General features: G+C 50.4%; 22 protein-coding genes and 1 pseudogene. 18 read left to right on the forward strand and 5 right to left on the reverse strand.

The annotated features are described in order from the left end of the window. Positions 1–17: 17 nt before the first annotated feature. Positions 18–1,373: an NADP-specific glutamate dehydrogenase gene (gdhA, locus tag CBP31_RS07475; protein ID WP_087038660.1), complete on the reverse strand. Its 1,356-nt coding sequence runs from the start codon at positions 1,371–1,373 to the stop codon at positions 18–20. Positions 1,374–1,656: 283 nt separating this feature from the next. On the opposite strand from gdhA, the gene mioC reads away from it, so the two are divergent. The 15 genes and pseudogenes from mioC to glmU all read left to right on the forward strand — a co-directional run bounded on the left by mioC (position 1,657) and on the right by glmU (position 15,514). Next, positions 1,657–2,103 carry an FMN-binding protein MioC gene (gene mioC / locus CBP31_RS07480; RefSeq protein ID WP_087035964.1) on the forward strand — a complete coding sequence of 149 codons (447 nt, stop codon included), beginning with the start codon at positions 1,657–1,659 and terminating at the stop codon, positions 2,101–2,103. Positions 2,104–2,593: 490 nt separating this feature from the next. Beyond that, a complete protein-coding gene (mnmG, locus tag CBP31_RS07485) occupies positions 2,594–4,483 on the forward strand; it encodes a tRNA uridine-5-carboxymethylaminomethyl(34) synthesis enzyme MnmG (RefSeq protein WP_087035966.1) in 1,890 nt (629 codons plus the stop codon). 22 nt (positions 4,484–4,505) lie between these two features. Then, positions 4,506–5,147 carry a 16S rRNA (guanine(527)-N(7))-methyltransferase RsmG gene (rsmG, locus tag CBP31_RS07490; protein ID WP_087035968.1) on the forward strand — a complete coding sequence of 214 codons (642 nt, stop codon included), beginning with the start codon at positions 4,506–4,508 and terminating at the stop codon, positions 5,145–5,147. A gap of 84 nt (positions 5,148–5,231) precedes the next feature. Then, entirely contained in the window at positions 5,232–6,035 is an 804-nt protein-coding gene (locus CBP31_RS07495) for a ParA family protein (protein WP_087035970.1), read from the forward strand. Continuing rightward, on the forward strand, positions 6,032–6,937 hold the full coding sequence (locus CBP31_RS07500) for a ParB/RepB/Spo0J family partition protein (RefSeq protein ID WP_087035973.1): 906 nt from the start codon (positions 6,032–6,034) through the stop codon (positions 6,935–6,937). Before CBP31_RS07495 ends, CBP31_RS07500 begins: the two co-directional genes overlap by 4 nt. Positions 6,938–7,139: 202 nt before the next feature. Further along, positions 7,140–7,532 (forward strand): ATP synthase subunit I, encoded by a 393-nt coding sequence (locus CBP31_RS07505; RefSeq protein WP_087035975.1) that lies wholly within the window; start codon positions 7,140–7,142, stop codon positions 7,530–7,532. Between the two features lie 8 nt (positions 7,533–7,540). Further along, the gene (gene atpB / locus CBP31_RS07510) at positions 7,541–8,320 is read left to right on the forward strand and encodes a F0F1 ATP synthase subunit A (protein WP_087035978.1); all 780 of its coding nucleotides are present in this window, start codon (positions 7,541–7,543) and stop codon (positions 8,318–8,320) included. Positions 8,321–8,383: 63 nt separating this feature from the next. Further along, positions 8,384–8,611 carry a F0F1 ATP synthase subunit C gene (atpE, locus tag CBP31_RS07515; protein WP_087035980.1) on the forward strand — a complete coding sequence of 76 codons (228 nt, stop codon included), beginning with the start codon at positions 8,384–8,386 and terminating at the stop codon, positions 8,609–8,611. Between the two features lie 49 nt (positions 8,612–8,660). Next, positions 8,661–9,130 (forward strand): annotated as a pseudogene (atpF, locus tag CBP31_RS07520) (F0F1 ATP synthase subunit B). Between the two features lie 13 nt (positions 9,131–9,143). Further along, entirely contained in the window at positions 9,144–9,674 is a 531-nt protein-coding gene (atpH, locus tag CBP31_RS07525) for a F0F1 ATP synthase subunit delta (protein ID WP_087035981.1), read from the forward strand. Between the two features lie 14 nt (positions 9,675–9,688). Next, positions 9,689–11,230, forward strand: a complete 1,542-nt coding sequence (gene atpA / locus CBP31_RS07530; protein ID WP_087035983.1) for a F0F1 ATP synthase subunit alpha — start codon at positions 9,689–9,691, stop codon at positions 11,228–11,230. A gap of 42 nt (positions 11,231–11,272) precedes the next feature. Continuing rightward, positions 11,273–12,133, forward strand: coding sequence for a F0F1 ATP synthase subunit gamma (atpG, locus tag CBP31_RS07535; protein ID WP_087035985.1), 861 nt, complete (start codon positions 11,273–11,275; stop codon positions 12,131–12,133). A 34-nt stretch (positions 12,134–12,167) separates the two neighbouring features. Continuing rightward, a complete protein-coding gene (gene atpD, locus CBP31_RS07540) occupies positions 12,168–13,556 on the forward strand; it encodes a F0F1 ATP synthase subunit beta (protein ID WP_087035987.1) in 1,389 nt (462 codons plus the stop codon). Between the two features lie 18 nt (positions 13,557–13,574). After that, positions 13,575–13,991 (forward strand): F0F1 ATP synthase subunit epsilon, encoded by a 417-nt coding sequence (locus CBP31_RS07545; RefSeq protein ID WP_087035989.1) that lies wholly within the window; start codon positions 13,575–13,577, stop codon positions 13,989–13,991. 164 nt (positions 13,992–14,155) lie between these two features. Further along, on the forward strand, positions 14,156–15,514 hold the full coding sequence (gene glmU, locus CBP31_RS07550) for a bifunctional UDP-N-acetylglucosamine diphosphorylase/glucosamine-1-phosphate N-acetyltransferase GlmU (protein WP_087035991.1): 1,359 nt from the start codon (positions 14,156–14,158) through the stop codon (positions 15,512–15,514). A gap of 315 nt (positions 15,515–15,829) precedes the next feature. Here the strand turns inward: glmU and CBP31_RS07555 are convergent, their stop codons facing one another. Both CBP31_RS07555 and cadR read right to left on the reverse strand, forming a co-directional pair. Beyond that, positions 15,830–15,952 (reverse strand): F0F1 ATP synthase subunit gamma, encoded by a 123-nt coding sequence (locus CBP31_RS07555; RefSeq protein ID WP_087035993.1) that lies wholly within the window; start codon positions 15,950–15,952, stop codon positions 15,830–15,832. Positions 15,953–16,181: 229 nt separating this feature from the next. Continuing rightward, positions 16,182–16,595 carry a Cd(II)/Pb(II)-responsive transcriptional regulator gene (gene cadR / locus CBP31_RS07560; RefSeq protein ID WP_456093788.1) on the reverse strand — a complete coding sequence of 138 codons (414 nt, stop codon included), beginning with the start codon at positions 16,593–16,595 and terminating at the stop codon, positions 16,182–16,184. Positions 16,596–16,750: 155 nt separating this feature from the next. Between cadR and CBP31_RS07565 the strand changes: the two genes are divergently transcribed. Further along, positions 16,751–18,892 carry a heavy metal translocating P-type ATPase gene (locus CBP31_RS07565; RefSeq protein WP_087035995.1) on the forward strand — a complete coding sequence of 714 codons (2,142 nt, stop codon included), beginning with the start codon at positions 16,751–16,753 and terminating at the stop codon, positions 18,890–18,892. A gap of 531 nt (positions 18,893–19,423) precedes the next feature. Here the strand turns inward: CBP31_RS07565 and CBP31_RS07570 are convergent. Then, positions 19,424–20,347: a F0F1 ATP synthase subunit gamma gene (locus CBP31_RS07570; RefSeq protein ID WP_087035997.1), complete on the reverse strand. Its 924-nt coding sequence runs from the start codon at positions 20,345–20,347 to the stop codon at positions 19,424–19,426. Beyond that, positions 20,347–22,899, reverse strand: coding sequence for a F0F1 ATP synthase subunit alpha (locus CBP31_RS15725; RefSeq protein ID WP_456093789.1), 2,553 nt, complete (start codon positions 22,897–22,899; stop codon positions 20,347–20,349). Before CBP31_RS15725 ends, CBP31_RS07570 begins: the two co-directional genes overlap by 1 nt. Positions 22,900–23,215: 316 nt before the next feature. Here CBP31_RS15725 and CBP31_RS07580 point away from each other — a divergent pair, with 316 nt between their 5' ends. Together CBP31_RS07580 and glmS are read left to right on the forward strand one after the other, a co-directional pair. Next, entirely contained in the window at positions 23,216–23,986 is a 771-nt protein-coding gene (locus CBP31_RS07580) for a DeoR/GlpR family DNA-binding transcription regulator (RefSeq protein WP_087038663.1), read from the forward strand. A 10-nt stretch (positions 23,987–23,996) separates the two neighbouring features. Next, complete coding sequence (gene glmS, locus CBP31_RS07585) at positions 23,997–25,829, forward strand: glutamine--fructose-6-phosphate transaminase (isomerizing) (protein WP_087035999.1); 1,833 nt, start codon at positions 23,997–23,999, stop codon at positions 25,827–25,829. The last annotated feature ends 70 nt before the right edge of the window (positions 25,830–25,899 follow it).

Consider the following 25,899-nt stretch of genomic DNA (forward strand, 5'->3'; position numbering starts at 1 on the left):
CTCTTCACAGCAGTTAATTAAACTACGCCCTGCTCTATCATGGCATCCGCTACTTTACGGAAACCGGCAATGTTAGCGCCCAGCACTAGGTTGTTTGGATCACCGAATTCGGCGGCGGTTTCGCTGGCATTGCGATAGATGTTTTTCATGATAACTTTGAGCTTTTCATCTACTTCTTCAAAGCTCCAACGCTGCATGCTAGCGTTTTGTGCCATTTCCAACTGACTGGTCGCAACGCCACCCGCGTTGGCAGCTTTACCTGGTCCATAAAGAATTTTAGCGCCCAAGAACACTTCTACCGCATCTTGGGTAGAAGGCATGTTGGCCCCCTCAGACACAGCGATACAGCCGTTAGCCACCAGTGCTTTGGCGTCAGCTTCGTTAAGCTCGTTTTGAGTCGCACAAGGGAAGGCCAATTGCGCGCCGGCTAAATGCCACACTGCATTACCGTCCGCAGGGTAATCCGCCACCGGAATAAAGGTCGCATCAGGGTGCGCGGTTAAGTACTCATTCAAGCGAACGTGGCGTACTTCTTTCAGCTCTTTTAGGGTATCTAAGTTAATACCGGACTCATGGTGAATGGTTCCGCTAGAGTCTGAACAGCTCACTGGGATAGCACCCAATTGATACAGTTTTTCGATGGTATAAATAGCCACGTTACCCGCGCCAGAGACTAAGCAGCGTTTACCCGCTAAGGTATCGCCTTTGTCTTCTAACATATACTGAGCAAAGTAAACGCAACCATAACCGGTGGCTTCTTTACGCGCTAACGAACCGCCCCACAACAGGCTCTTACCAGTGAATACGCCATCGAAATTACCGGTTAAGCGCTTATATTGACCAAACATATAGCCAATTTCGCGCCCGCCTACGCCAATGTCACCTGCGGGCACATCGGTAGTTGGGCCAATGTGGCGGTATAACTCACTAATGAAAGACTGACAAAAACGCATGATTTCGCCGTCAGACTTACCTTTAGGATCAAAGTTGGCGCCGCCTTTACCGCCGCCAATAGGCAGACCGGTTAACGCGTTTTTAAAGATTTGTTCAAAACCAAGGAATTTGATGATGCTGGCATTAACGCTGGGATGGAAACGAAGGCCGCCTTTATAAGGACCTAATGCCGAGTTGAATTCAATACGATAGCCTTTGTTGACCTGTACTTTACCTTGGTCATCAACCCAAGGAACTCTGAACATCAGTTGGCGCTCTGGCTCAACGATACGTTCAATAATGGAATGCAGCTGATATTTTTCGTTGGTTTCAAGGATGGGCTGTAACGATTCCAGCACCTCCTCTACCGCCTGATAAAATTCAGCTTGTGCTGGGCTGGTCTGTTTGAGTTTGGTGATGGTGTTATGAATATACGTCACGATATCTTCCTTGTTATTTTTGGTACCACTTATGCCGGGATACTGCTGGTGGTTGAGACCCACTTCTATTGAAATATGAATGGGGTTTTCGGTCAATGCCATTGATGAATTAAAGGTGGAATATTTGTGTTTTTTTATCATTTAATACCCCGTGATCCCGCCTTATTGACCGTGGGTTTGACTCTTTAGTTAGACTAAAGTGGTCTTGCCAGGCTCTATCTTACACCGACTATTTAAGATGATGGTGCTAAAATCACCAGTTTTTTATTTTATTAGGAGCAATATGAAACAGGTAACCCTCTTGGTGGGCTCAACTTTGGGTGCGGCCGAGGATCTGGCAGCAGACTTAGCGGAGATCCTAGAACAAAATAGTTATCACACTGTTATTCACACTTCTCCCCAAGTTGATCACATCTTGATCAGCCTTGAGCATATCTTATTATTGATCTGTTCTACTCATGGTGCCGGAGATCTTCCGGAAAATATTCAACCTTTCTATCAGCAATTACTTGACCAAGCACCAAATTTAAGTGGCCTTAACTACTTAGCAGTGGGTTTAGGTGATTCTGCCTACGATACGTTCTGCCAAGCCATAGAAACACTGGATCATCGACTCAACCTACTCGGTGCTACTCGTCTAGAAGATCAACTCAAGATAGACGTGAGTTTGGCCGATCCACCGGAGATGATCGCAAAAAAATGGCTCGATCTCTGGTTAACTAAGCAATAGATCTATTAATTAGACCTCTTGAGGGGATCGGTTTATACATGGGATCCCCGCTGTGGATAAATTCTTTCCACCAAGTTATCAACAGATCTCCTCCTCAATTTAGTGTTGTTATTGATCCCGTCCTTTTCCTCACTTGTGTATAACTATGCTTGAAACCGGTGTTAAACCTATAGTTATCCTCTTAATTAAATATTTCACTGGTAGTGCCTGTGTATAACTAGGCTAGTTACCCACGGGTCTAAGGGGATCTAACTAAAGGTTGTACACAGGTAGAGATCGTACTTAAGCTTATGATCTTTAAGATCAAAAACGCCTTACTCACAGAAAAGAGGATCACTAGTAGTAGTCATAATAGAAGATCTCTCTAGAGATCTAAGATCTATTAAGCACAGCAAAGATCCTCTCGATCGCATTTCCATCTCAGTCGTAAAACAGCTAAAATGATCGGCCTTCGGGATCCTTACACCTGCTTGTTTCAAGAGTATCCGTTATGCATTATGAAGAATCGTTTGATGTCATCGTTGTTGGCGGTGGCCATGCCGGCACAGAAGCCGCCGCTGCCGCTGCTCGTATGGGAGCAAACACCCTGTTATTGACCCATAACATTGATACTTTGGGACAAATGTCCTGCAATCCCGCCATCGGTGGCATTGGCAAAGGCCATTTGGTCAAAGAGATCGATGCTCTAGGCGGGATCATGGCCATGGCAGCGGATAACGCCGGGATCCAGTTTCGTACCCTCAATGCGTCCAAAGGGCCCGCAGTAAGAGCGACCCGTGCACAAGCGGATCGTCAGCTGTATCGTCAAGCCGTGCGTACTCGGTTAGAGAATCAGCCTAATTTAAAGATCTTCCAGCAAGCTTGTGATGACTTGATCCTCGAAGGCGAGACGGTGGTGGGGGTGATTACCCAAACCGGCTTAAGATTTAGAGCCAAAACCGTGGTGCTCACCGTGGGTACGTTTTTAAACGGCTTGATCCACATCGGCATGGATCATTACAAGGGCGGTCGTGCAGGGGATCCCCCTTCCACCGCCTTGGCTCAACGCTTGCGTGAATTACCGCTGCGTATTGACCGACTAAAAACCGGTACTCCACCACGCATTGACGCCAATAGCGTGGATTTTTCGGTGATGCAAACTCAACCTGGTGATAACCCGACCCCAGTATTTTCGTTTATTGGTAGCCGAGCGGATCAACCCAGACAGATCCCCTGTTACATCACCCACACCAATGAAAAAACTCATGATGTGATCCGCAAAAATTTGGATCGTAGCCCCATGTATGCTGGTGTGATCGAAGGGATCGGTCCGCGCTATTGCCCATCGATCGAAGATAAGATCATGCGCTTTGCCGATAAAACGTCGCACCAGATCTTCGTCGAGCCTGAAGGCCTAACCAGCACAGAGCTGTACCCAAATGGGATCTCTACCAGCTTGCCGTTTGACGTGCAGTTACAGATCGTACGTTCGATCAAAGGTTTTGAGCAGGCGCACATCATGCGGCCCGGTTATGCCATCGAATATGATTACTTCGATCCTCGAGACTTAAAGATCAACATGGAAAACAAGTATTTACATAACTTGTTTTTTGCCGGACAGATCAACGGCACCACCGGCTACGAAGAAGCGGCGGCCCAAGGTTTGCTGGCAGGCCTTAACGCCACGCTACGCGCCTTTGGCAAAGAGCCGTGGTCAGCACGTCGTGATCAGGCCTATATGGGCGTGATGATGGACGACTTGTCCACACTCGGCACCAAAGAGCCCTACCGCATGTTTACCAGCCGCGCTGAATATCGTCTGCTGCTGCGTGAAGACAACGCCGATCTGCGTTTGACCGAAGCGGGCCGAGAGTTAGGCTTGGTGAACGATCATCGCTGGGCGCTGTTCTGTGACAAAATGGAGCAGATCACCAAAGAAACCCAACGTCTGCGGGATAACTGGGTAAATCCGGTGCATGCGTCGGCTGCCAGCTTGAATGAATTACTAAAAAATCCGTTAAGCAAAGAACACACCTTGGAAGAGCTGTTACGCCGCCCTGAGCTGGACTATCCGACCTTGATGTCGGTGGACGGCATAGGTCCGGGCATTAGCCACGAGCAAGCGGCTGAGCAAGTTGAAATTCAGGTTAAATATGCGGGTTACATCGAGCGCCAGAAAGGCGAAATCCAAAAGCAGCTGCGCAATGAAAACACCCACTTGCCACTGGACTTGGATTATCAAGAAGTCCCAGGCCTGTCCACTGAGGTGATCATTAAGCTTAACCAAGCGAAACCTGAAACCTTAGGCATTGCCTCGCGTACCCCGGGTATCACCCCGGCGGCGATTTCAATTTTGTTGGTTCACCTTAAAAAACGTGGCTTGCTGCGCAAATCAGCGTAAGACATTGGCGTAAATAAATAACATGAAAGAACAATTAACAAGCACCCTAGCGCGTTTACTGGCTCAAACAGAGCTGGCAGTCACCGAGCAACAAGTGGAGCAGTTAGTCACGCTGGTGACGCTGCTCGACAAGTGGAACAAGGCCTTTAATTTGACCTCGGTGCGTGACCCTCTCGCCATGGTCGGCCGCCATATGGTCGACAGCTTAGTGGTTAGCCCCTATCTGGAAGGTACCCGCTTTATCGATGTGGGCACCGGTCCTGGCTTGCCCGGCTTACCGCTGGCTATCATGAATCCGGATAAAGAATTTGTGTTGCTTGACAGTCTCGGCAAGCGCATTCGTTTTATCCGTATGGTTATTCATCATTTGGGGCTGACCAACGTCACCGCCGTTGAAAGTCGTGTGGAGGCCTACCAGCCCGAACAAAAATTTGATGGCGTGCTAAGTCGAGCCTTTGCTTCACTGGATGACATGGTAAGCTGGTGCGCACATCTGCCGGGCCCTGAAGGCCGTTTCTTGGCGCTCAAAGGACAATATCCCGAGCAGGAGCTACAATCATTGCCTGCTCACCTGCAGTTGGATAAGGTTTACGCCTTAATCGTGCCCGAGCAAGACGGAGAGCGACACTTGGTGGTGCTAAAGCAAGTTAGTCAATCTAAGTAGTTGTTAACGCAGTATATAATTACCATCCTGCAAAACTTAACCGCATAAGATCACAAAATCTTAGCTAGCCAATAGAGGTGTTCGGTGGGAAAAGTCATCGCCATTGCCAACCAAAAAGGGGGCGTGGGTAAAACTACGACCTGTGTCAACTTGGCAGCCTCCATGGCTGCAACCAAGCGCAAGGTACTGGTGATAGATCTGGATCCGCAAGGCAACGCCACTATGGCCAGCGGCATCGATAAATATCAGGTGCCTAATACCGCCTATGAGCTGTTAGTGGATCAAGTGCCCATCGAGCAAGTGGTTGAAAGAGAAACCAGCGGTGGCTATCACCTGGTGGCGGGCAATGGTGATGTGACCGCCGCCGAAATCAAGTTGATGGAAGTGTTTGCCCGCGAAACACGCCTGCGCACGGCGCTGGCTCCGGTGCGTGATTATTACGATTATATTTTTATCGACTGCCCTCCTTCGCTAAACCTGTTAACCGTGAACGCCATGTCTGCGGCAGATTCGGTATTGGTGCCCATGCAATGCGAGTATTTCGCGCTGGAAGGCTTAACCGCCTTGGTGGATACCATCAGTAAACTGGCAGCAGTAGTGAATCATGACTTAAAAATCGAGGGCATATTACGCACGATGTACGATCATCGTAATCGGCTATCGAGTGATGTTTCTGATCAGCTTAAAACCCATTTTGGTGACAAGGTGTATCGCACCGTGATCCCGCGCAACGTGCGCCTAGCCGAGGCGCCCAGCTTCGGCCAGCCTGCCATGCATTACGATAAATCTTCTTTGGGCGCTAAAGCCTATTTGGCGCTGGCAGGAGAAATATTGCGCCGCGAGGAATTGTCTTTAGATTCTAATGAAACTTCGGAACAACTAGCATGAACATGAAACGACGGGGTTTGGGCAAAGGTTTGGATGCGCTACTGAGCACCAGCTCGGCGGCCAATGTGCGTCAACAGCAGGCCGATACCCATTCGCAACCCGATGCGCACGGTGAGCTGCAAAGTTTAGGCTTACATGAACTACGACCGGGTAAATACCAGCCGCGGCGCGACATGTCTCAGGTGGCACTGGAAGAATTGGCCACTTCAATTCGCCAACAAGGCATTATTCAACCCATCATAGTGCGGCCCGTCAGTGAGGGCGGCTATGAGATCTTAGCCGGTGAGCGTCGCTGGCGAGCAGCACGCATGGCGGGCTTAAGCCAAGTACCTTGTCTGATTAAAGACGTGGCCGACCAAGAAGCCATGGCCATTGGCCTGATCGAAAACATTCAGCGTGAAGACTTAAACGTGATTGAAGAATCGCGCGCTTTATCTCGTTTGATTGAAGAATTTGGCTTTACGCATCTGTCGGTCGCCGAAGCCGTGGGCAAGAGTCGCAGTGCGGTTTCTAACCTCTTGCGTTTGGCGCAATTGAACGACGAAGTGAAACAATTGGTTGAACATGGCTCATTAGAAATGGGCCATGCGCGCGCGTTATTGGCCATTACCGGCGAGCAACAAACTGAATTAGCACGCCTTGTGGCGCAAAAAGGCCTCACAGTTCGTGAAACTGAGCGTTTGGTCAAACAAAGTCAAAACCCGAAAAAAGTGCCCTTGGAGCAACCCAGATCCTTGCTAATGAGCCAACTTGAGCAAGAAATTGGATCCAAACTCGGCGCTAAGGTAGAGATAAAGTCGACTAACAAAGATAAAGGCAAGTTGGTTATATCTTATAACTCTTTGAATGAGTTGGATAAAATCAGTCATTTCTTCGGAATTAATGACCAAGCTGATCTTTAAGTTACTCGATGTAAACAAACAGTTAATATCCATGAGTAATAGCTAAATGCCAGCACTTAAGCTGTGAAAATAAGGGCTTACTGCAATTGCTTTTACGCCAAGCACGGGTATAATTTGACCTGCTTTTTTGGGGCTTAACTGACAACGCCTATCTATCTCGATATGTGTGGCCAATAAGCCCCTAACTGTATCAGGAGTTTTTGTGGAACAAGTGAAGCAGCACCTGAGCGACAAGCAACTGGCGCTGGTGAGTTTGAGTTGTCAATTACTCTTGATTGTGGCTGTTGCTACCCTGTTTTTTTACTTACAGGGTGAGGCAGCCGCTCGTTCTGCCCTTTTTGGGGGCGGAATCTACTGGGTTCCCCAATGCTTGTTTAGCGTGCGTGTGTTTGCCTTTACGGCGAAGCAGGCAACGCCAGACAGCGTGATGGCGGACTTTTACAGCGGGGCTGGGATTAAGTTTGGTAGCACTATCTTGTTGTTTACGATAGCGCTCAAGTTTATGGAAGTGCTACACGCACCTCTGTTTGCTGCTTACATCACAGCATTGCTGATGCAGTGGATTGTTTCGTTCACTCTCAACAACCGTTACTAGGAAAACACATGGCTGCAACAGGAGATGTCTTAACTTCCCAAGGTTATATCTCACACCACCTGACACATTTACAGGTTGGTTCGGGTTTTTGGGCGTTAAATATCGATTCTTTGCTTGTTTCCGTTGTCCTGGGAATGCTGTTCTTGTGGTTATTTCACAAGGTTGCTGTTCGTGCAACCAGTGGCGTACCCGGCAAGTTGCAATGTGCCGTTGAGCTGTTAGTGGGCTTTGTAGATACAGCCGTTAAAGACGTCTTCCATGGTAAAAGTAAGTTAGTGGCCCCGTTGGCGCTAACCATTTTTGTCTGGGTTTTCTTGATGAACGCAATGGACTTACTACCGGTCGACTTACTGCCTTATGGCGCACAATTGCTCGGTGTTCCTTACCTGAGGGTTGTTCCTTCCGCCGATGTTAACATCACCATGTCCATGGCATTTGGTGTGTTCTTTTTGATTATTTACTTCAGTATCAAAGAGAAAGGCGTGTCTGGCTTTATTAAAGAGCTGACACTGCAACCACTAAACCATTGGTCAATGATCCCTGTTAACTTGGTGCTTGAGACCGTATCACTGATCGCTAAGCCTATCTCTTTAGGTTTGCGACTGTTCGGTAACATGTATGCGGGTGAGATGATCTTCATCTTGATCGCAGGCTTGTTACCTTGGTGGTCTCAATGGGCCCTTAATGTGCCTTGGGCGATTTTCCATATATTGATAATCACCTTGCAGGCTTTCATCTTCATGATCTTGTCTGTTGTTTACTTATCAATGGCGTCTGAAGAGCATTAATAATAAAAGATAACAATACTTTAACAAGCAGTCGTTAAACCGCTAATATTTGGAGAAATAAAAATGGAAATGATCTACATCGCTGCCGCCGTTATGTTGGGCTTCGCCGCTATCGCTGCATCTATCGGTATTTCTATGCTGGGTGGTAAGTTCATGGAAAGTGCTGCTCGCCAGCCTGACATGCTGCCAGCTTTGCGTACTAACTTCTTTATCGTAGTTGGCCTGGTTGACGCTATCCCAATGATCACCGTTGGTATGGCTTTGTACCTGATTTTCGCCGTTGCTGCTTAATGCCTCGGTCTGTCAATCAGTCTGTTAACTATTTAAAAGGAGAGTTGCGATGAATATGAACGCAACAATCCTCGGTCAAACGGTCGCCTTTATTGTCTTCGTTTGGTTTTGCATGAAGTTTGTATGGCCCCGATTATGGGCGCCATTGAAGCTCGTCAGAAAGAAATCGCCGAAGGATTATCTTCAGCGGAGAATGCCAAGAAAGATTTGGCCCTGGCGAAAAACAATGCAGCCGAACAGTTAAAAGAAGCCAAGCTACAGTCTGCTCACATTGTTGAGTTGGCGAATAAGCGTAAGGCGCAGATCGTCGAGGATGCTACACGTGAAGCGCAAGCCGAACGTGAAAAAATTCTGACACAGGCTCAGGCTGAAGTTGAAGCCGAACGCAACCGTGTCAAAGAGGAACTGCGTAAGCAGGTTGCTGCTCTTGCCTTGGCGGGTGCAGAAAAAATCCTCGAGCGTCAAATTGATGCCGCTGCTAATAGCGACATTGTTGAGAAAGTAGTAGCTGAACTGTAAGGGACATAGAGCTATGGAAATGAAAACCATTGCTCGCCCCTATGCCAAAGCAGCTTTCGATTTTGCCGTTGAGAAAAAAGCGGTTGATAAATGGTTAACCATGCTGGGTTTTGCTGCAGAAGTAGCAAGCGACTCGCAAGTGGAAGACCTTATCAACAGCAATCTGAACGCGGAAAAGATGGCCGACTTGTTTTTGGCTGTCTGTGGCGATCAGCTCGATGAGCAAGGCCAGAACCTGATAAGGGTAATGGCCATAAACGGACGCTTGAGTGTGTTGCCAGCAGTGGTCTTAGAGTTTGCCGCACTGAAGGCAGAACAAGACCGGGAAGTAGAAGCCAATGTGGTTTCTGCCGCCAAACTGACTAAGCAACAAATGGCCAAGATTCAAGCCTCACTTGAAAAGCGCTTAGATCGCAAAGTGAAGCTGAATTGCAGTGTCGATAAAGCACTGATGGCCGGCATTATTATTACTGCCGGTGACTTAGTAATCGACGGAAGTGTTCGGGGCAGGCTGTCCCGCTTGGCTGAAACGCTGCAATCTTGATTGGGGAATAGAGCATGCAACTGAATTCAACTGAAATTGCCGAGCTGATTAAACAGCGTATCGAGCAATTCAACGTTGTCAGTGAAGCACGAAACGAAGGTACTATCGTCTCTGTAAGTGACGGTATTATCCGTGTTCACGGCCTTGCTGATATCATGCAAGGCGAAATGATCGAACTGCCAGGCGGCTTGTACGCTTTGGCATTGAACTTAGAGCGTGACTCCGTAGGTGCCGTGGTAATGGGTCCGTATACGGATCTGGCCGAAGGCATGAAGGTACGTTCTACTGGTCGTATCTTGGAAGTGCCAGTGGGTCGTAACCTGCTGGGTCGTGTGGTTAACACCTTGGGTGAGCCAATCGACGGTAAAGGCGCCATTGTTGCCGATACCTTCTCTCCAGTAGAAATGATTGCACCAGGCGTAATCGACCGTCAATCGGTAGATGAGCCACTGCAAACTGGCTATAAAGCCGTTGATGCCATGATCCCTGTAGGTCGTGGTCAGCGTGAGCTGATCATCGGTGACCGTCAGGTTGGTAAAACTGCGTTAGCAGTTGATGCCATCATCAACCAGAAAGACTCTGGCGTTAAGTGTGTGTACGTGGCCATCGGCCAAAAAGCGTCCACCATTTCTAACGTAGTACGTAAGCTGGAAGAGCATGGCGCACTGGCCAACACTATCGTAGTAGTGGCTTCTGCTTCTGAGTCTGCAGCACTGCAGTACTTGGCGCCTTACTCCGGTTGCGCCATGGGTGAATTCTTCCGTGACCGCGGTGAAGATGCACTGATCGTATACGATGACCTGTCTAAACAGGCCGTTGCTTACCGTCAGATCTCACTGTTGCTGCGTCGTCCGCCAGGTCGTGAAGCTTACCCAGGTGACGTTTTCTACTTGCACTCCCGTCTGCTAGAGCGTGCCTCTCGCGTATCGGTTGAGTATGTAGAACGTTTCACCAAGGGCGAAGTGACAGGCAAAACCGGTTCTTTGACCGCGTTGCCTATCATCGAAACTCAAGCCGGTGACGTATCTGCGTTTGTACCGACTAACGTAATTTCCATCACAGATGGTCAGATTTTCTTGACCACAGAGCTGTTTAACTCAGGCATTCGCCCTGCTGTTGATCCAGGTATCTCTGTATCTCGTGTTGGTGGTGCTGCACAGACCAAACTTATCAAGAAAGTGTCTGGTGGTATTCGTACCGCTTTGGCTCAGTACCGCGAATTAGCAGCTTTTGCTCAGTTCTCTTCTGACCTCGATGCAGCTACGCGCAAGCAGCTGGATCACGGCCAGAAAGTAACCGAGCTAATGAAGCAAAAGCAATATCGCCCAATGTCTGTTGCAGAACAGGGTTTGGTGTTGTTTGCCGCTGAAAACGGTTATTTGGACGATGTTGAGTTAAACCTCATCACTACGTTCGAAGCTGCCCTGCTCGCTTATGCCGATTCAGAACATGCTGCCACCATGGCAGACATCAACGAGAAAGGTGACTACAACAAAGACGTTGTGGCTCAGCTGACTGCGTTGCTGGATAGCTTCAAGGCTACCCAGTCCTGGTAACCATGTGGCAGCGTTTGCTGCCACTTGAATTGGAGAAGCGACATGGCCGGCGCAAAAGAAATACGTAGCAAGATCGGGAGTGTCAAAAACACTCAGAAGATCACCAGCGCTATGGAGATGGTGGCCGCCTCGAAAATGCGCAGAGCGCAGGATCGAATGGACCACAGCCGCCCATACGCTGAAACCATACGCAATGTGATCGGTAACGTCGCGCAAGGGAACTTAGAATACAAGCACCCTTACATGGACGACCGTGAAGTTAAGCGCGTTGGTTTTATTATTATCTCAACCGATCGGGGCCTGTGTGGTGGTCTGAACACTAACCTGTTCAAACAAGCCCTCATCAACATGAAGGCATGGTCCGAGCAAGGCGCAGAAATTGATCTGGGTCTAATCGGTAGCAAGGCGGTCGGCTTTTTTAAACGCTATGGCGGTAAAGTCATCGCTTCAAAGAGCGGTTTGGGTGATAACCCATCGCTGTCTGAGTTGATTGGCTCCGTCACCGTGATGCTTGAAGCGTACAACACGGGTGAGATAGACAGACTGTATTTGGTGTACAACAAGTTTGAAAACACCATGGTACAGACACCCACGATCGATCAACTGTTGCCCTTACCCGCCGCGGAAGAATCGGTGGCCACCCACAGCTGGGATTATATTTACGAACCCGATCCTAAGTCATTATTAGACAAGCTGTTGGTACGTTTTGTGGAAGCACAAGTGTATCAGGGCGTGGTAGAAAACCTCGCCAGTGAGCAGGCTGCACGTATGGTGGCAATGAAAGCCGCTACCGACAACGCCGGTGACATGATAGACGAACTGCAATTGGTGTATAACAAAGCCCGTCAGGCGGCGATTACCCAAGAGCTAAGTGAGATTGTTGCTGGGGCCGGTGCCGTATAAAGGCAAGGGTATTCAAAGGTTTAGAGGATTCGACATGAGTAAGGGTATCATAGTCCAAATCATCGGCGCCGTAGTAGACGTGGAATTTCCGCAAGACGGAGTTCCTCGCGTTTATGAAGCGTTGAAGATCACGACTGAAGGCCAAAGCCAGGGCTTAGTCCTGGAAGTGCAGCAGCAAATTGGCGGCGGCGTTGTACGCTGTATCGTTATGGGTTCTTCCGACGGTTTACGCCGTGGTTTAGAAATCGAGCGCACCAACAACCCAATCAAAGTACCAGTAGGTACTTCGACTCTGGGTCGTATCATGGACGTGCTGGGTAACCCAATCGACGAGAAAGGTCCTATCGGTGAAGAAGAGCGTTGGTCTATCCACCGTTCAGCTCCTAGCTACGAAGAGCAGTCAAACAGCTCTGAGTTGTTAGAAACCGGCATCAAGGTAATCGACTTGGTTTGTCCGTTCGCCAAAGGCGGTAAAGTAGGTCTGTTCGGTGGTGCCGGTGTTGGTAAAACCGTAAACATGATGGAACTTATCCGTAACATCGCCATCGAGCACAGTGGTTATTCTGTATTCGCCGGTGTGGGTGAGCGTACTCGTGAAGGTAACGACTTCTATCACGAGATGACTGATTCTAACGTTATCGATAAGGTATCGTTGGTTTATGGTCAGATGAACGAGCCACCAGGAAACCGTTTGCGCGTAGCACTGACCGGTCTGACCATGGCGGAAAAATTCCGTGATGAAGGCCGTGACGTACTGTTCTTCGTAGATAATATCTATCGTTACACCTTGGCCGGTACTGAAGTATCTGCACTGTTGGGCCGTATGCCTTCAGCAGTAGGTTATCAGCCAACACTGGCTGAAGAGATGGGTATCCTGCAAGAGCGTATCACTTCAACCAAGACTGGTTCCATCACGTCTGTGCAGGCGGTATACGTACCTGCGGATGACTTGACGGATCCATCACCTGCTACTACTTTTGCTCACTTAGATGCAACCGTAGTATTGAGCCGTCAGATTGCTGCTTTGGGTATCTACCCAGCCGTTGATCCGTTGGACTCAACCAGCCGTCAGCTGGATCCACAGGTTGTTGGTGAAGAGCATTACGCGGTAGCCCGTGGCGTGCAGACTGTGTTACAGCGCTATAAAGAGCTGAAAGACATCATCGCCATCTTGGGTATGGATGAGCTGTCAGAAGACGACAAGCAAACCGTATCTCGCGCCCGTAAAATCGAGCGTTTCCTGTCTCAGCCTTTCTTCGTGGCAGAAGTATTTACCGGTGCACCGGGCAAGTACGTGTCACTGAAAGATACCATTAGTGGTTTTAAAGGTATTTTAGACGGTGATTACGACTCGCTGCCAGAGCAGGCGTTCTACATGGTTGGCTCTATCGACGAAGCCGTCGAGAAAGCCAAGAAACTGTAAGCCGCGAAGGAGAACCTGATGGCCGATTTTAGCTTTCATCTCGAGATTGTTAGTGCCGAAGAGCGTTTATACTCTGGTACTGTGCAAGCGGTGACGGTTTCCGGCTCTGAGGGTGAATTGGGGATCCGTTACGGACATGCCCCCTTGTTGACGTCGATTCGTCCAGGCTTGGTGCAATACGTCACTGTGTCTGGTCAACAAGAAGTTCTGTATATTTCTGGCGGTATGCTGGAAGTGCAGAACAGCAGTGTCAAAGTATTAGCCGACACTGCTATTCGCGCCGAAGATCTGGATCTAGCCAAGGCAGAAGAAGCCAAACGAGCGGCAGAAGCTAAGTTGCAAAGTTCCTCTCATGATGTGAACTATGCCGAAGCGGCCGCCGATCTGGCTCGCGCCATGGCGCAGCTGCGCGTGTTGCAGTTGCTGAAAAGATAAGGTGCTTGTTACTTGCACCTAAAAAAGCGACCTTAGGGTCGCTTTTTTTTTATTAAATACGGCAAAGAGTTAAGTGTAAAGGGTGAAGAGGTACACAATACCTAAGGCTCTCCCCTTTACTCTTCACTCTTAACGTTTCACATAAAATATTAACGGGAAATCCAATGACAACACAGGCTGTGATCTTAGCAGCGGGTAAAGGTACCCGCATGCGTTCTTCTTTACCCAAGGTGCTGCATCCGGTGGCGCATCGCCCTATGGTCAGCCATGTAATAGCGGCGGCACAGGCCTGTGCGGTAGACGGTATTCACTTGGTGTATGGCCATGGTGCTGAGCAATTGAAAGCCCGCATTACTGAGCCTAATTTAAGCTGGGTGCATCAGGCAGAGCAGCTAGGCACCGGCCATGCAGTAGCCGTAGCGCTACCTGAAATCAATGATAGCGATGACGTATTAGTGCTCTATGGTGATACCCCCTTATTACAGCCAGATACCTTAAAAGCGCTACTGGCGGCTAAGCCCGTTGGCGGCGTAGGTCTGCTCACCGTGAAGTTAGATAACCCCAGCGGTTATGGTCGTATCGTGCGTGAACATGGCAAGGTAGTGGGCATTGTCGAGCAAAAAGATGCCAATGCCGAGCAGTTGTTGATTAACGAAGTGAACACCGGTGTGTTGGTTGCCGAAGCTAAGCTGTTAAAGCGCTGGTTAGGGGCGTTAAATAACAATAATGCTCAAGGTGAATACTACCTGACCGATATCTTCGCCATGGCCCATGCTGACGGCTGTGAGATTGCTACTGTGCACCCAGCCTCCACTGCTGAGGTGGAAGGTGCCAACGATCGCGTGCAATTAGCAGGATTAGAGCGCGCCTATCAAAAAATGCAGGCGGAGCGCTTAATGCGAGATGGCGTCACTTTATTAGATCCGGCGCGCTTCGACCTACGCGGCGAGCTAACAGTAGGCGAAGAAGTCACCATTGATGTAAATGTGATCATCGAAGGTAAGGTAACCCTAGGTAACCGCGTAGTTATTGGTGCTGGCGCCATTCTTAAAGACTGTGTGATTGGTGATGATGCCATCGTTAAGCCCTACTCCATTATCGAGCAAGCCGAACTAGGGTGCGCCAGCTCTGCCGGCCCCTTCGCGCGTTTACGCCCAGGTGCGGTACTGGGCGAAGATGCCCATGTGGGTAACTTCGTCGAGATCAAGAAAACCCGCTTAGGCAAAGGCTCTAAGGCCGGTCACTTAAGCTATTTAGGCGATGCCGAGATTGGCGACGGTGTGAATATTGGCGCCGGTACCATTACCTGTAACTACGATGGTGTGAACAAGTTTCAAACCATCATCGAAGATGGCGTGTTCGTCGGCTCCGATACCCAGTTAGTGGCCCCAGTACGCATCGGTAAAAACGCCACCTTGGGTGCCGGCTCTACGGTGACCAAAGACGTCGCCGAAGATGAACTGGTGATCACCCGCGTCCCCCAGCGTCATATTAAGAACTGGCCTCGCCCTACTAAAAAGTAGCCATACGCTTTACGCGATACGCTGTAAGTTAAACATAAAAACGCGGCTGTGAGACTCACTGCCGCGTTTCTTTTTACCTACGACAAGTGATCGCCAATCAGTGAAAACCTAAGAGCGAGATCCTGACGTGCAACCGGATGACGGCATAAGCAGCAGATCCGACCCGCTGGTTTGCCCTTGCGAATAAAAATTCCTTTCAGATCTGATCCCTATTTTTCAGTGGTTTTTGCGTCTTCCGTTGCAAAAATAGGTCTTGGCCCGATTTTAGATGTTTTTCTTTAGCTAGGCGCTTGGTGCTCGGCGCTTAGCGCGGCTTTACTCAAGATGTCCAATAATCACATCCATCAGCTCGTTGGTGATATCGGTTTGGCGCACGTAGTTTAGCTCGCCCTTCACTTCTGCTAAGCGCTCATCCACCGATTGTTCGGCTTGTTGCATTAGTGACCGCCGAGCTGATTGCAGCCTTACAACTCGGCCAAGCTCTGTACCTTGAACGGCCCGTACAACAGTTGCCCAGTGATCAGCGCAGAAGTTGGCTTTAGCACCGCGTTATCATTGCGTCAGCACTTTTCCTATCAACTGAATATTTATTGCCGTCGCGCCTTTCGTGACAGTACGTCACGATGAACTAACGGGGCAGATTGAAGGCATATCGTTAAACTGTGCTTTAAACGTGACAAGAACGATCGCCAAGGGCGCGTAAAATTCCGCACGACGCAGTGGGTGCTGGATTCGAGCACTTCTGACGCAAAACCGTTAGGTGCTGCTTTAATTGCGTTAGCTCTTCCATGCGTACTTCTACAGCACGGATATGCTCATCCAGCAGCTCATTGACGTTGCCGCAGTCTTCAAAAGGCTTATCTCGGAACTGCAGCAAGAGTCGCACTTCCTCTAAGGTCATATCGAGCGTACGGCAATGACGAATAAACTGCAGGCGCTCAAGATGCTCCTCGTTATACAAACGATAATTACCTTCGCTGCGGGCAGGCTCTGGTAATAATCCTTCTTTTTCATAGTAACGAATGGTTTCCACCGTGGTTGCTGTGTGCTTGGCAAGTGCGCCTATCTTGATTGGCATCATGGGATCATGGCCTCTATAGCTTAAAACATTAAAGTAACTATAGGCTTTAGTGCTATAAAATCAATCTTATTACATCAGGCGTTGGACAGCTTGACCCTAAAGCTGCTAGAGGGTTTATGATGCTCTTATGATTTCCATTCATAGGAAAAACCCTCATGCATTATCATATCGAAGGCATGGACTGTGCGAGTTGCGTCGGCAAGATTGAGACCGCTCTGGCGCGCATGCCCGGGGTTTCTGATGTCCAGCTGAACTTCGCTACACAAAACCTGACACTGTCGTTGTCACCCGATGGCGCCACTCAGGTCGGTGATGTTGAAAAAACCATCAAGCGCCTTGGTTTTGGCATATCCGCCCGTACCACTCCGTCGAATAACGATACCAACAATCCGCCGACCGTGCAGCGCTGGTGGCAAACCCGTAAGGGTAAACAAGTCGCCGGTCTGGGTATGCTGATGGCGGCCGCCTACGTGCTGGCTCTGTTTTTTCCCGCTTACGGAACCTGGGTATTCGCTGCAGCCGTGGTTGTCGGTGTGCTTCCATTTGCCCGCAAAGCATTTGCGTTGGGCATGTCTGGCTCGCCCTTCTCAATCGAAACGCTGATGTCCGTAGCCGCATTGGGAGCGCTGTTCATCGGTGAGGCCGAAGAGGCGGCAGCCGTAGTTTTCCTGTTCTCAATCGGTGAGTTGTTGGAGAGTGTGGCGGCCGATCGGGCCCGCGCCGGTATCAGAGCTCTGGCGTCACTGGTTCCGAAAACAGCAGTGCTTCTCGATGCCCAAGGCGGGCAGCGCGAGGTTGCTGCAGCCTCGCTGCGGGTGAATGACCGTGTGCTGGTGCGCCCAGGTGACCGAGTGTCCGCCGATGGTGTGATTATTCATGGTTCGTCCAGCCTCGATGAATCCCCCGTTACGGGCGAGTCCATCCCCTGTGCCAAGACCACGGGCGACACGGTATTCGCCGGTTCGATCAACGTCGACGGGGTACTTGAAGTCCGCGTAGAAAAAACTGCCGCCGACAACACCATTGCGCGCATTATTCAACTGGTGGAACAGGCGCAGGCATCCAAAGCACCCACCGCCCGCTTCATTGAGCGATTCAGCCGTTACTACACTCCAGCGGTGATGGCGCTTGCCGCATTGGTCGTTATCCTGCCACCACTGATAATGGGCGGTGATTGGGCGATTTGGCTATATCGCGGGTTGGCGCTATTGCTGATTGCCTGTCCCTGCGCACTGGTTCTATCCACTCCGGCAGCGATTGCTTCGGGACTGGCGGCAGGCACCCGCCGTGGATTACTCATAAAAGGCGGCAGCGCTCTGGAAACCATTGGCCAGGTAAAGACCATCGCTTTCGACAAAACCGGCACTCTGACCGAGGGCAAGCCGCGTGTTACCGACGTAGTGGCTTTTGCACAGCCTTTTACCAAACAAAGCGACGATGAAGTACTGGCACTTTTTGCCAGCGTGGAATCCGGCTCCAATCACCCGCTTGCCAAAGCCATTGTCGGGCATGCCGAAGCGGCCAATCTCCTCATCCCCGTCGCGTCAAATGCCTATGCCACCGCCGGTAAAGCCGTGCATGCAACCGTGGCTGGACGCGCTCTAGCCATCGGCTCACCGGTCTACGCGGCTCAAGTCGCAACACTGTCGTCCACGCAGCAGAGCCAAATCGAGGCGCTACAACGTGACGGTAAGACGGTGTCAGTGCTGTTCGATGAACAGAGCCATGAAGCACTTGGATTGGTAGCTTTACGGGATGAACCGAGAGCTGATGCACAAGCAGCCGTAGCCCAGCTCAAGACCATGGGCGTGCGCTCCGTCATGCTTACCGGCGACAACCATCGCACCGCTCAGGCCATCGCTGGCTATTTGGGTGTGGAATGGGAAGCTGAACTGCTACCCGAGGATAAGCTGCGCCTGATCAACGAAATGAAGCTCAACGCCAAGATCGCCATGGTTGGTGATGGCATCAACGACGCACCGGCACTGGCAACCGCAGATGTGGGTATCGCTATGGGTGGGGGTACCGATGTGGCCATCGAAACCGCCGACGCTGCGCTACTGAAAAACAGTGTTACTGATGTGGCTCACCTCGTTGCACTATCGCGTGCCACCATGGCCAACATTCATCAGAACGTGATTTTCGCGCTGGCTCTGAAAGGAGTGTTCCTGATCACCACGGTGCTGGGCATCACCGGCCTGTGGTTCGCCGTGTTGGCCGATACCGGCGCAACCGTGCTGGTTACGCTGAATGCTTTACGTTTATTGCGCTTTAAGGGCGCTCCTACCAAAAAATAGCTTAAAAGTAGCCATACGCTTTACGCGATACGCTGTAAGTGAAACATAAAAAACGGGGCTGTGAATTTCACAGCCCCGTTTTTTTATTGAATGGTTTTGGACTTTCCTGATTACGTATGAACCTCAGCCATAATGCACCCTGTTTCGGTTTGTTCTTTGTAGCTGTCCTTGCTGTCTTCCTGACGCACGTCAGGATCTCTCTTTTATCTTTTCCCTAGCTCTGGGATGAACTTCTGCATGGGAGCCAGCGTTGCTGGCTTTCGCGGTTAAAACACGCGACTACATTCTATTCTCGTGCCCACGCTCTGCGTGGGAACGGATGTTGGGCCGCTCTGCGGCTGCTTTGGTCTGCTCTATCTGACGGCTTACAGCCTTGTTTTAGCCCTTACCATATAAAGCTCTTATCACTTATCGCACGTGAACTGCGTCCGTGCTTTCTGTGCTTATTTTAATAAAGAGGCGTGGCAAAAATGCTTTGGTCTCTTGTTTATTTTTAGCTAGGCGCTTGGTGCTGGGCGCTCGGCGCTGCCCTTATTCCAAATGCCCGATGATCACGTCCATCAGCTCATTAGTGATGTCGGTTTGGCGCACGTAGTTTAGCTCGCCTTTTACTTCTTCTAAGCGCTCGTCTACCGATTGCTCGGCTTGTTGCATCAGCGCCAGTCGTGCGGCATTTTCGGTGACCATGGCTTCGGCGGCGGCGCCAAAGATACTGGCAAACAGATAATTGCGCAGCAGTGCCGACAATAAAGTGTCCGGCGGCAAATTGTAATCGGGTAAGGATCGCGAATCCCAGCGTTTAGGCCTAGCTAATAAGCTGGGATCTAACGGCAATAAAGCCTGAATATGCGGATCCCGCAGATGATGCTCGGCACGTTGGGTAAAGGCTAAGCCGACCGCCGTACTATTAACGGTAGAGCTATGTAAGCCCTGAGCCTGACTAAAGGCTTCGATGCGGGTCACCAGCTCGGTGGCTAGCCGACCAATGCCATCGGCAGAAGCCGGCGGCAGTAGTACGGCCTTGGGAATTAAGCCCAGTGCTTGTAAGGCATCGTTCATTTGCGCACCCACGCACAATAAGGTTAGCGGCTGCGGCTTATGTTTAAGGACTGGCTCATGTTTAAGCTCAAGGCCAAGCGCATATTGATGCACCTGCTCGGCAAGCAGTTCATTGTAGCCGCCACATAAGCCGTGATCCGAGCCAAATACCACCAACAGTTGCTGGCGAATTTGCGCCCTTTCGGTTTGCAAAGGGGCTATTTGTAATGGTCCGGTGCGATAGGCGAAGGCGGCAAAGCCTTGCTCTAAGGTGTGGCGATATTCGGCAATGGCCTGCGCCGCTTGTTCGTAGGGGCTGGCATTAATCGCCGACAGCGTTTTCATGGTGTGCACTATGCCGCGAATACTGGTCAGGGTAGCCTGTTGTCGAGTGAGAAATTCCAGCGTCTGCGCCATTATTCACTCCTTGTCTGGCTGTTTGGCAGGTCTTTACCTGTGACTGTCGCCGCTGTGCCAATCGCCTCATTACTCTCAATCAGCATCTTTTCAATTACGGCGCGGGCCATGACTAGGATCTCTTGCTGATGGTGTTCGTCGAGGGCTTGATTGGCCGCCACCCGTTGCGCCACCTCCGGTAATTGTTGCAATGCCGCCCGGCGTACTTGCTGCATGGCGGCACTGGCGACAGTTTCACTTAAGCTATCAAATACCCCAGCCATGGCAGAAATTAGCACGGCTAATTGCTCGAGCACCGATTGTGGATCGCGCTCAGCTTGGCGTAAGGAATTGCGCACTGCCGTGCCACGAGTGAGGCGCGCCTTGGTAGTATCATCTAAGCGAGTGCCAAAGCGAGCAAAGTCTTCTAGCTCTTCAAACTGCGACAGCGTCACCCGTAAGTTGCCAGCTACGCCTCTTAATGCCGGCCCTTGAGCCTTGCCGCCGACCCGCGACACAGATAAGCCCAAATCCACCGCCGGAAATTGGTTTTTACGCACTAAGCGCGGTGAGAGATAGATTTGACCATCGGTAATAGAGATAAGGTTAGTGGGGATATAGGCCGATAAGTTTTCGGCCTGGGTTTCCACCACCGGCAAGGCGGTAATAGAGCCACCACCCGCTTCTTGGGTAAATTGTCCGGCGCGCTCTAACAATCGAGCATGCACATAGAAGATATCGCCAGGAAAGGCTTCACGGCCTGGTGGCCGTCTTAGCAACAATGATAACTCCCGATAAGCCCGGGCATGGTGAGTCATATCATCGAAAATAATCAGTACGTCTTGGCCCTGATTACAAAAGTGCTCGGCCATAGTCATGGCCGCATAAGGCGCGATATAAGCTAAGCCCGGAGCCTCTTCATCACCGGCTGCCATCACGATACTGCGCGCCAGCATATTGCCGTGCTCAAGAGCACGGATCACCCGCGCCACCGCATCGCCGCGCTGGCCGATGGCACAATAAATACAGACCACATCCGTATTAGCCTGATTAAGAATGGCATCCACGGCTAATGAGGTTTTACCGGTTTGGCGATCGCCAATAATTAGCTGGCGCTGGCCTAGTCCTATCGGAATGGCGGCATCGATAGCAGTCATGCCACTGGCTAAGGGCCGCGCGATGGCCGAACGGCTTAAAATCCCCGGCGCTGACGCTTCTATAGGCTGTATTAAGGTAGTGGCAATGGTGCCTAAGCCGTCTTTGGATCGGCCCATGGCATCCACCACTCGGCCTAACAAGGCACTGCCCACCGGCACACTCACTACTTTGCGCGTGCGGCGCACTGGTTCGCCAATATCGCGCAGTTCTTCGTATTCCGCCAAGGTGCGGCGCACATCACGGGCAATATCGTAATGGCGCTGGCCCACTACCGCAGGCGTGAGCATCACAGACGCGGATGCCAGTGGATCTACCGCCGGATATAAGCCTTCACTGGCGCGCTTGCGTGATAACACCACGGAAGCCGAAAGATGCGAGAAAATATGGGCGGCAGCTGGGTCGGTAAAGTCATCCGCTGGCACATACACCGCCTGAATAGAGGTAATGGCCGCTTTATTGGTAGAGGTAATACGCTCTTGCAGTGACGCCAACTCGGTAGCCAACGTCGGCTGGTAACCCACGCGTGATGGCATGCGGCCTAATAAGCCGGACACTTCAGAGCCCGCTTGCACAAAACGAAACACATTATCGATCAGCAGCAGTACGTCTTGCTGTTGCACATCTCGAAAGTACTCAGCCATAGTGAGTGCAGACTTACCCACCAAGAAGCGCACTCCTGGCGCTTCATTCATCTGGCCAAACAGCATCACGGTTTTATCGCGCACCCCGGCCTCGCCCATTTCACGATATAACTCTTCTGCTTCTCGTGAACGCTCGCCAATGCCACAAAACAGACTCACCCCTTGATAATGCTGCACCGTATTATTAATCAGCTCGGTAATTAATACGGTTTTGCCCACGCCGGCGCCGCCAAAGAGCCCGGTTTTACCGCCGCGCTCGATGGGCGATAGCAAGTCGATGGCTTTAATGCCGGTTTCTAAAATTTCACTGTGCACCACCCGATCCGCTAAAGGCGGGGGATCTTGATGAATTGAACGTCGCTCGGCGTCTTCAATGGCGGGTTTATTATCGATGGGTTCACCAAATACATTCAGCATGCGGCCTAATACCACATCCCCCACCGGCACCTGAATCGGCGCACCCATGGCCACTACCGGCATTCCTAAACCTAAGCCTTGCACGCTGCTTAATGACATACAGCGCACCACGCCGTTATCAAGCAATGATGCCACTTCCATGGGGATTTTTTCAGTAGAGCCATCGCCGGCATACAGCAAGTCATGAATACGAGGTGCAATATTAGCAAAGCGCACATCCACTACGCCGCCACGAATTTTGATGACTTGGCCGTTGTTAGCTTGTGTGAGATTGGTTTGCGTTAGCTCAGACTGTGCTGAGCTTGGTGGCGAATGAGATGTGCTTAAAACCGACATAATAATGGCCTTCTTAAACATCTAACTGCTTAATTAAATTAGGTAAAATCCTAAGTTAGGAATGTGAGTATAGCGTAAATTAGGAACTTATAATTTACGCCAGATCATGAATCACTCCATCTTATCTGGCTCAGAGTCTAGGCTGGCTTACAGTGTATTAGTCCGTATCTTATTCACTATTGCATAGTGAAGGTTGCAGCTGTGCTTTCATCTTGCAGCGCTAGTGCTATTAATACTTGCTCCGTTATCTTTTGATCTGCTAGTATTTTGTTTCGATTCGAAACCTAAAGCATACATGTCGAAATCAAAAGCCCACATTGCTAAGCCGAGCGCCCACATTTCTAAACCTAATACTCAGCAGCGTCGCCATACTATAATTGCGCTGTTAAACGAGCAGGGTGAAGTGACGGTAGACGAGCTAGCCCAACGCTTTGCCACCTCCGAAGTGACCATTCGTAAAGATTTAACTGCGCTGGAGAATAACGGCCTCTTGCTGCGTCGCTATGGGGGGGCCGTGCTGGTGCCCAGTGATATGGTCGCCGAGCGCATCAACGAGCCAATATCCCCACAAAAACAGGCCTTAGCCAAAGCCGCCGCCGAGCGTATTCGCGATCATAATCGCATTATTATCGACAGCGGCAGCACCACAGCCGCCTTGTTGGGTGAGCTGGCGCATAAGCATGGCTTGGTAGTGATGACTAACTCACTAATGGTCGCCAATGCGTTGCGTGAGTTAGAGCCGGAGCCGACCTTATTGATGACAGGCGGGACTTGGGATGCCTCTTCTGAGTCCTTCCAAGGACAGGTAGCCGAACAGGTACTACGATCTTATGACTTCGATCAGTTGTTTATTGGTGCTGACAGTATCGATCTGGAGCGCGGCACTACGACTTTTAACGAACTAACTGCTTTATCACGGGTGATGGCAGAGGTAGCGCGAGAAGTGGTGGTGATGGTGGAGTCCGATAAAATTGGCCGCAAGATCCCCAATCTTGAACTGCCTTGGTGCGCAATTCATACCTTAGTGACCGATAGCGGCATCACGACCGAACAGCAGCAACAATTAGAGCAAAAGGGAATTAACCTGATTATTGCTCCTAAATCTTAAGGAACTATTTATGTGCGGAATTGTAGGGGCGGTAGCCCAGCGTGATGTGGCAGAAATCTTGGTAGAAGGGCTGCGCCGCCTTGAATATCGCGGTTACGACTCGGCGGGTGTGGCCATTGTTCAAGCCTCTGGTCAATTAGGCCGCTTGCGCGAGTTGGGCAAGGTACAAGCATTGGCCACAGCTCTTGAAGCACAACCGCTCGCCGGTGGTACGGGCATTGCCCATACCCGTTGGGCAACTCATGGCGAGCCTTCACAACGTAACGCGCACCCTCATGTGTCTGGTGATATTGTCGTGGTACATAACGGTATTATCGAAAATCATGAAAGCTTGCGGGCTGAACTGCAAGGCAAAGGCTACGAATTTAGCTCAGATACCGATACCGAAGTGATTGCTCACTTAGTGCATTATCATCGCCAACAGTGCGACTCTTTGCTGGCGGCATTACAAACCACAGTCAAAGAACTGCGCGGCGCCTACGGCACTGTGTTGATGGACGCGCGCGACCCCTCTTGCTTGGTGGTGGCACGCTCCGGCTCGCCTTTGGTGATTGGTTTAGGATTAGGCGAGAATTTTATCGCTTCGGATCAGCTGGCGCTCTTGCCAGTGACCCGTCGCTTCCTATTTTTAGAAGAAGGCGACGTAGCCGAAGTAACGCGTCGTGAAGTGCGTATCTTTGATACTGATGGCAATCCTGTGGTGCGTGATGAGCTCGAGTCCGATGTGACTCATGATGCAGGCGACAAAGGCGAATATCGCCATCATATGCTGAAAGAAATCTACGAGCAGCCCAAGGCCATCACCGATACTCTAGAAGGACGCATCACCGAATCGGCGGTAGTGGTAGATTCGTTTGGCAATGGCGCTCGTGATATCTTCGAAAAAGTCGAGCATATCCAGTTGATAGCCTGCGGCACCTCTTACCATGCGGGCATGGTGGCTCGGTACTGGTTTGAAGCCTTAGCCGGCATCTCTTGTGATATCGAAATTGCCTCTGAGTTTCGCTATCGCAAGTCAGTAGTACGGCCAAATAGCCTGCTGATCACCTTGTCGCAAAGTGGTGAAACTGCAGATACCTTAGCGGCACTGCGCTTAGCTAAACAATCGGGCTTTATGAGCAGCTTGGCCATTTGTAACGTACCTGGTTCTTCTTTAGTGCGCGAATCAGACTTGGCCTTTATGACACGAGCCGGTGCCGAAATAGGGGTGGCCTCGACCAAAGCGTTTACTACCCAACTGGCGGGATTACTGATGCTGGTCACGGCGGTCGGGCGTTGTCGCGGCTATATGACGGCAGAGACCGAAACTGAACTGGTGCAATCGTTACGTGCTTTGCCTGGGCATTTGGTTGACACCTTGAAGCTGGCCGCAGATATAGAAGTGCTGGCCGAAGAGTTTTCTGAGAAAGAGCACAGTTTGTTTCTGGGCCGTGGCGAGCAATATCCGATTGCCATGGAGGGTGCGCTTAAGCTAAAAGAAATTTCTTATATTCACGCCGAAGCCTATGCCGCCGGTGAGCTTAAGCACGGGCCGCTGGCGCTGATTGACGCAGATATGCCAATCATTGTGGTGGCACCGAATAATGAGCTGTTGGAAAAGCTCAAGTCTAACGTTGAAGAAGTGCGGGCTCGGGGCGGACAATTGTATGTGTTTGCAGACGAGCAAGCGGACTTTAAAGGCGATGCCAGCATGCGCGTTATCCAAGTGCCTCATGTGCCCATGGCTATCGCACCCATTGTCTATACGCTACCGCTGCAATTACTGTCTTATTATGTGGCATTGATTAAAGGCACAGATGTAGACCAGCCAAGAAATCTAGCTAAATCAGTGACGGTAGAATAACGCTATTATTTTAATTCCGCCTACATGCTATAAGTAGGCGGATATTCATCAATTAAACTCACTATATAAA

Source organism: Oceanisphaera profunda, from assembly GCF_002157895.1.
Classification (GTDB): Bacteria; Pseudomonadota; Gammaproteobacteria; order Enterobacterales; family Aeromonadaceae; genus Oceanimonas; species Oceanimonas profunda.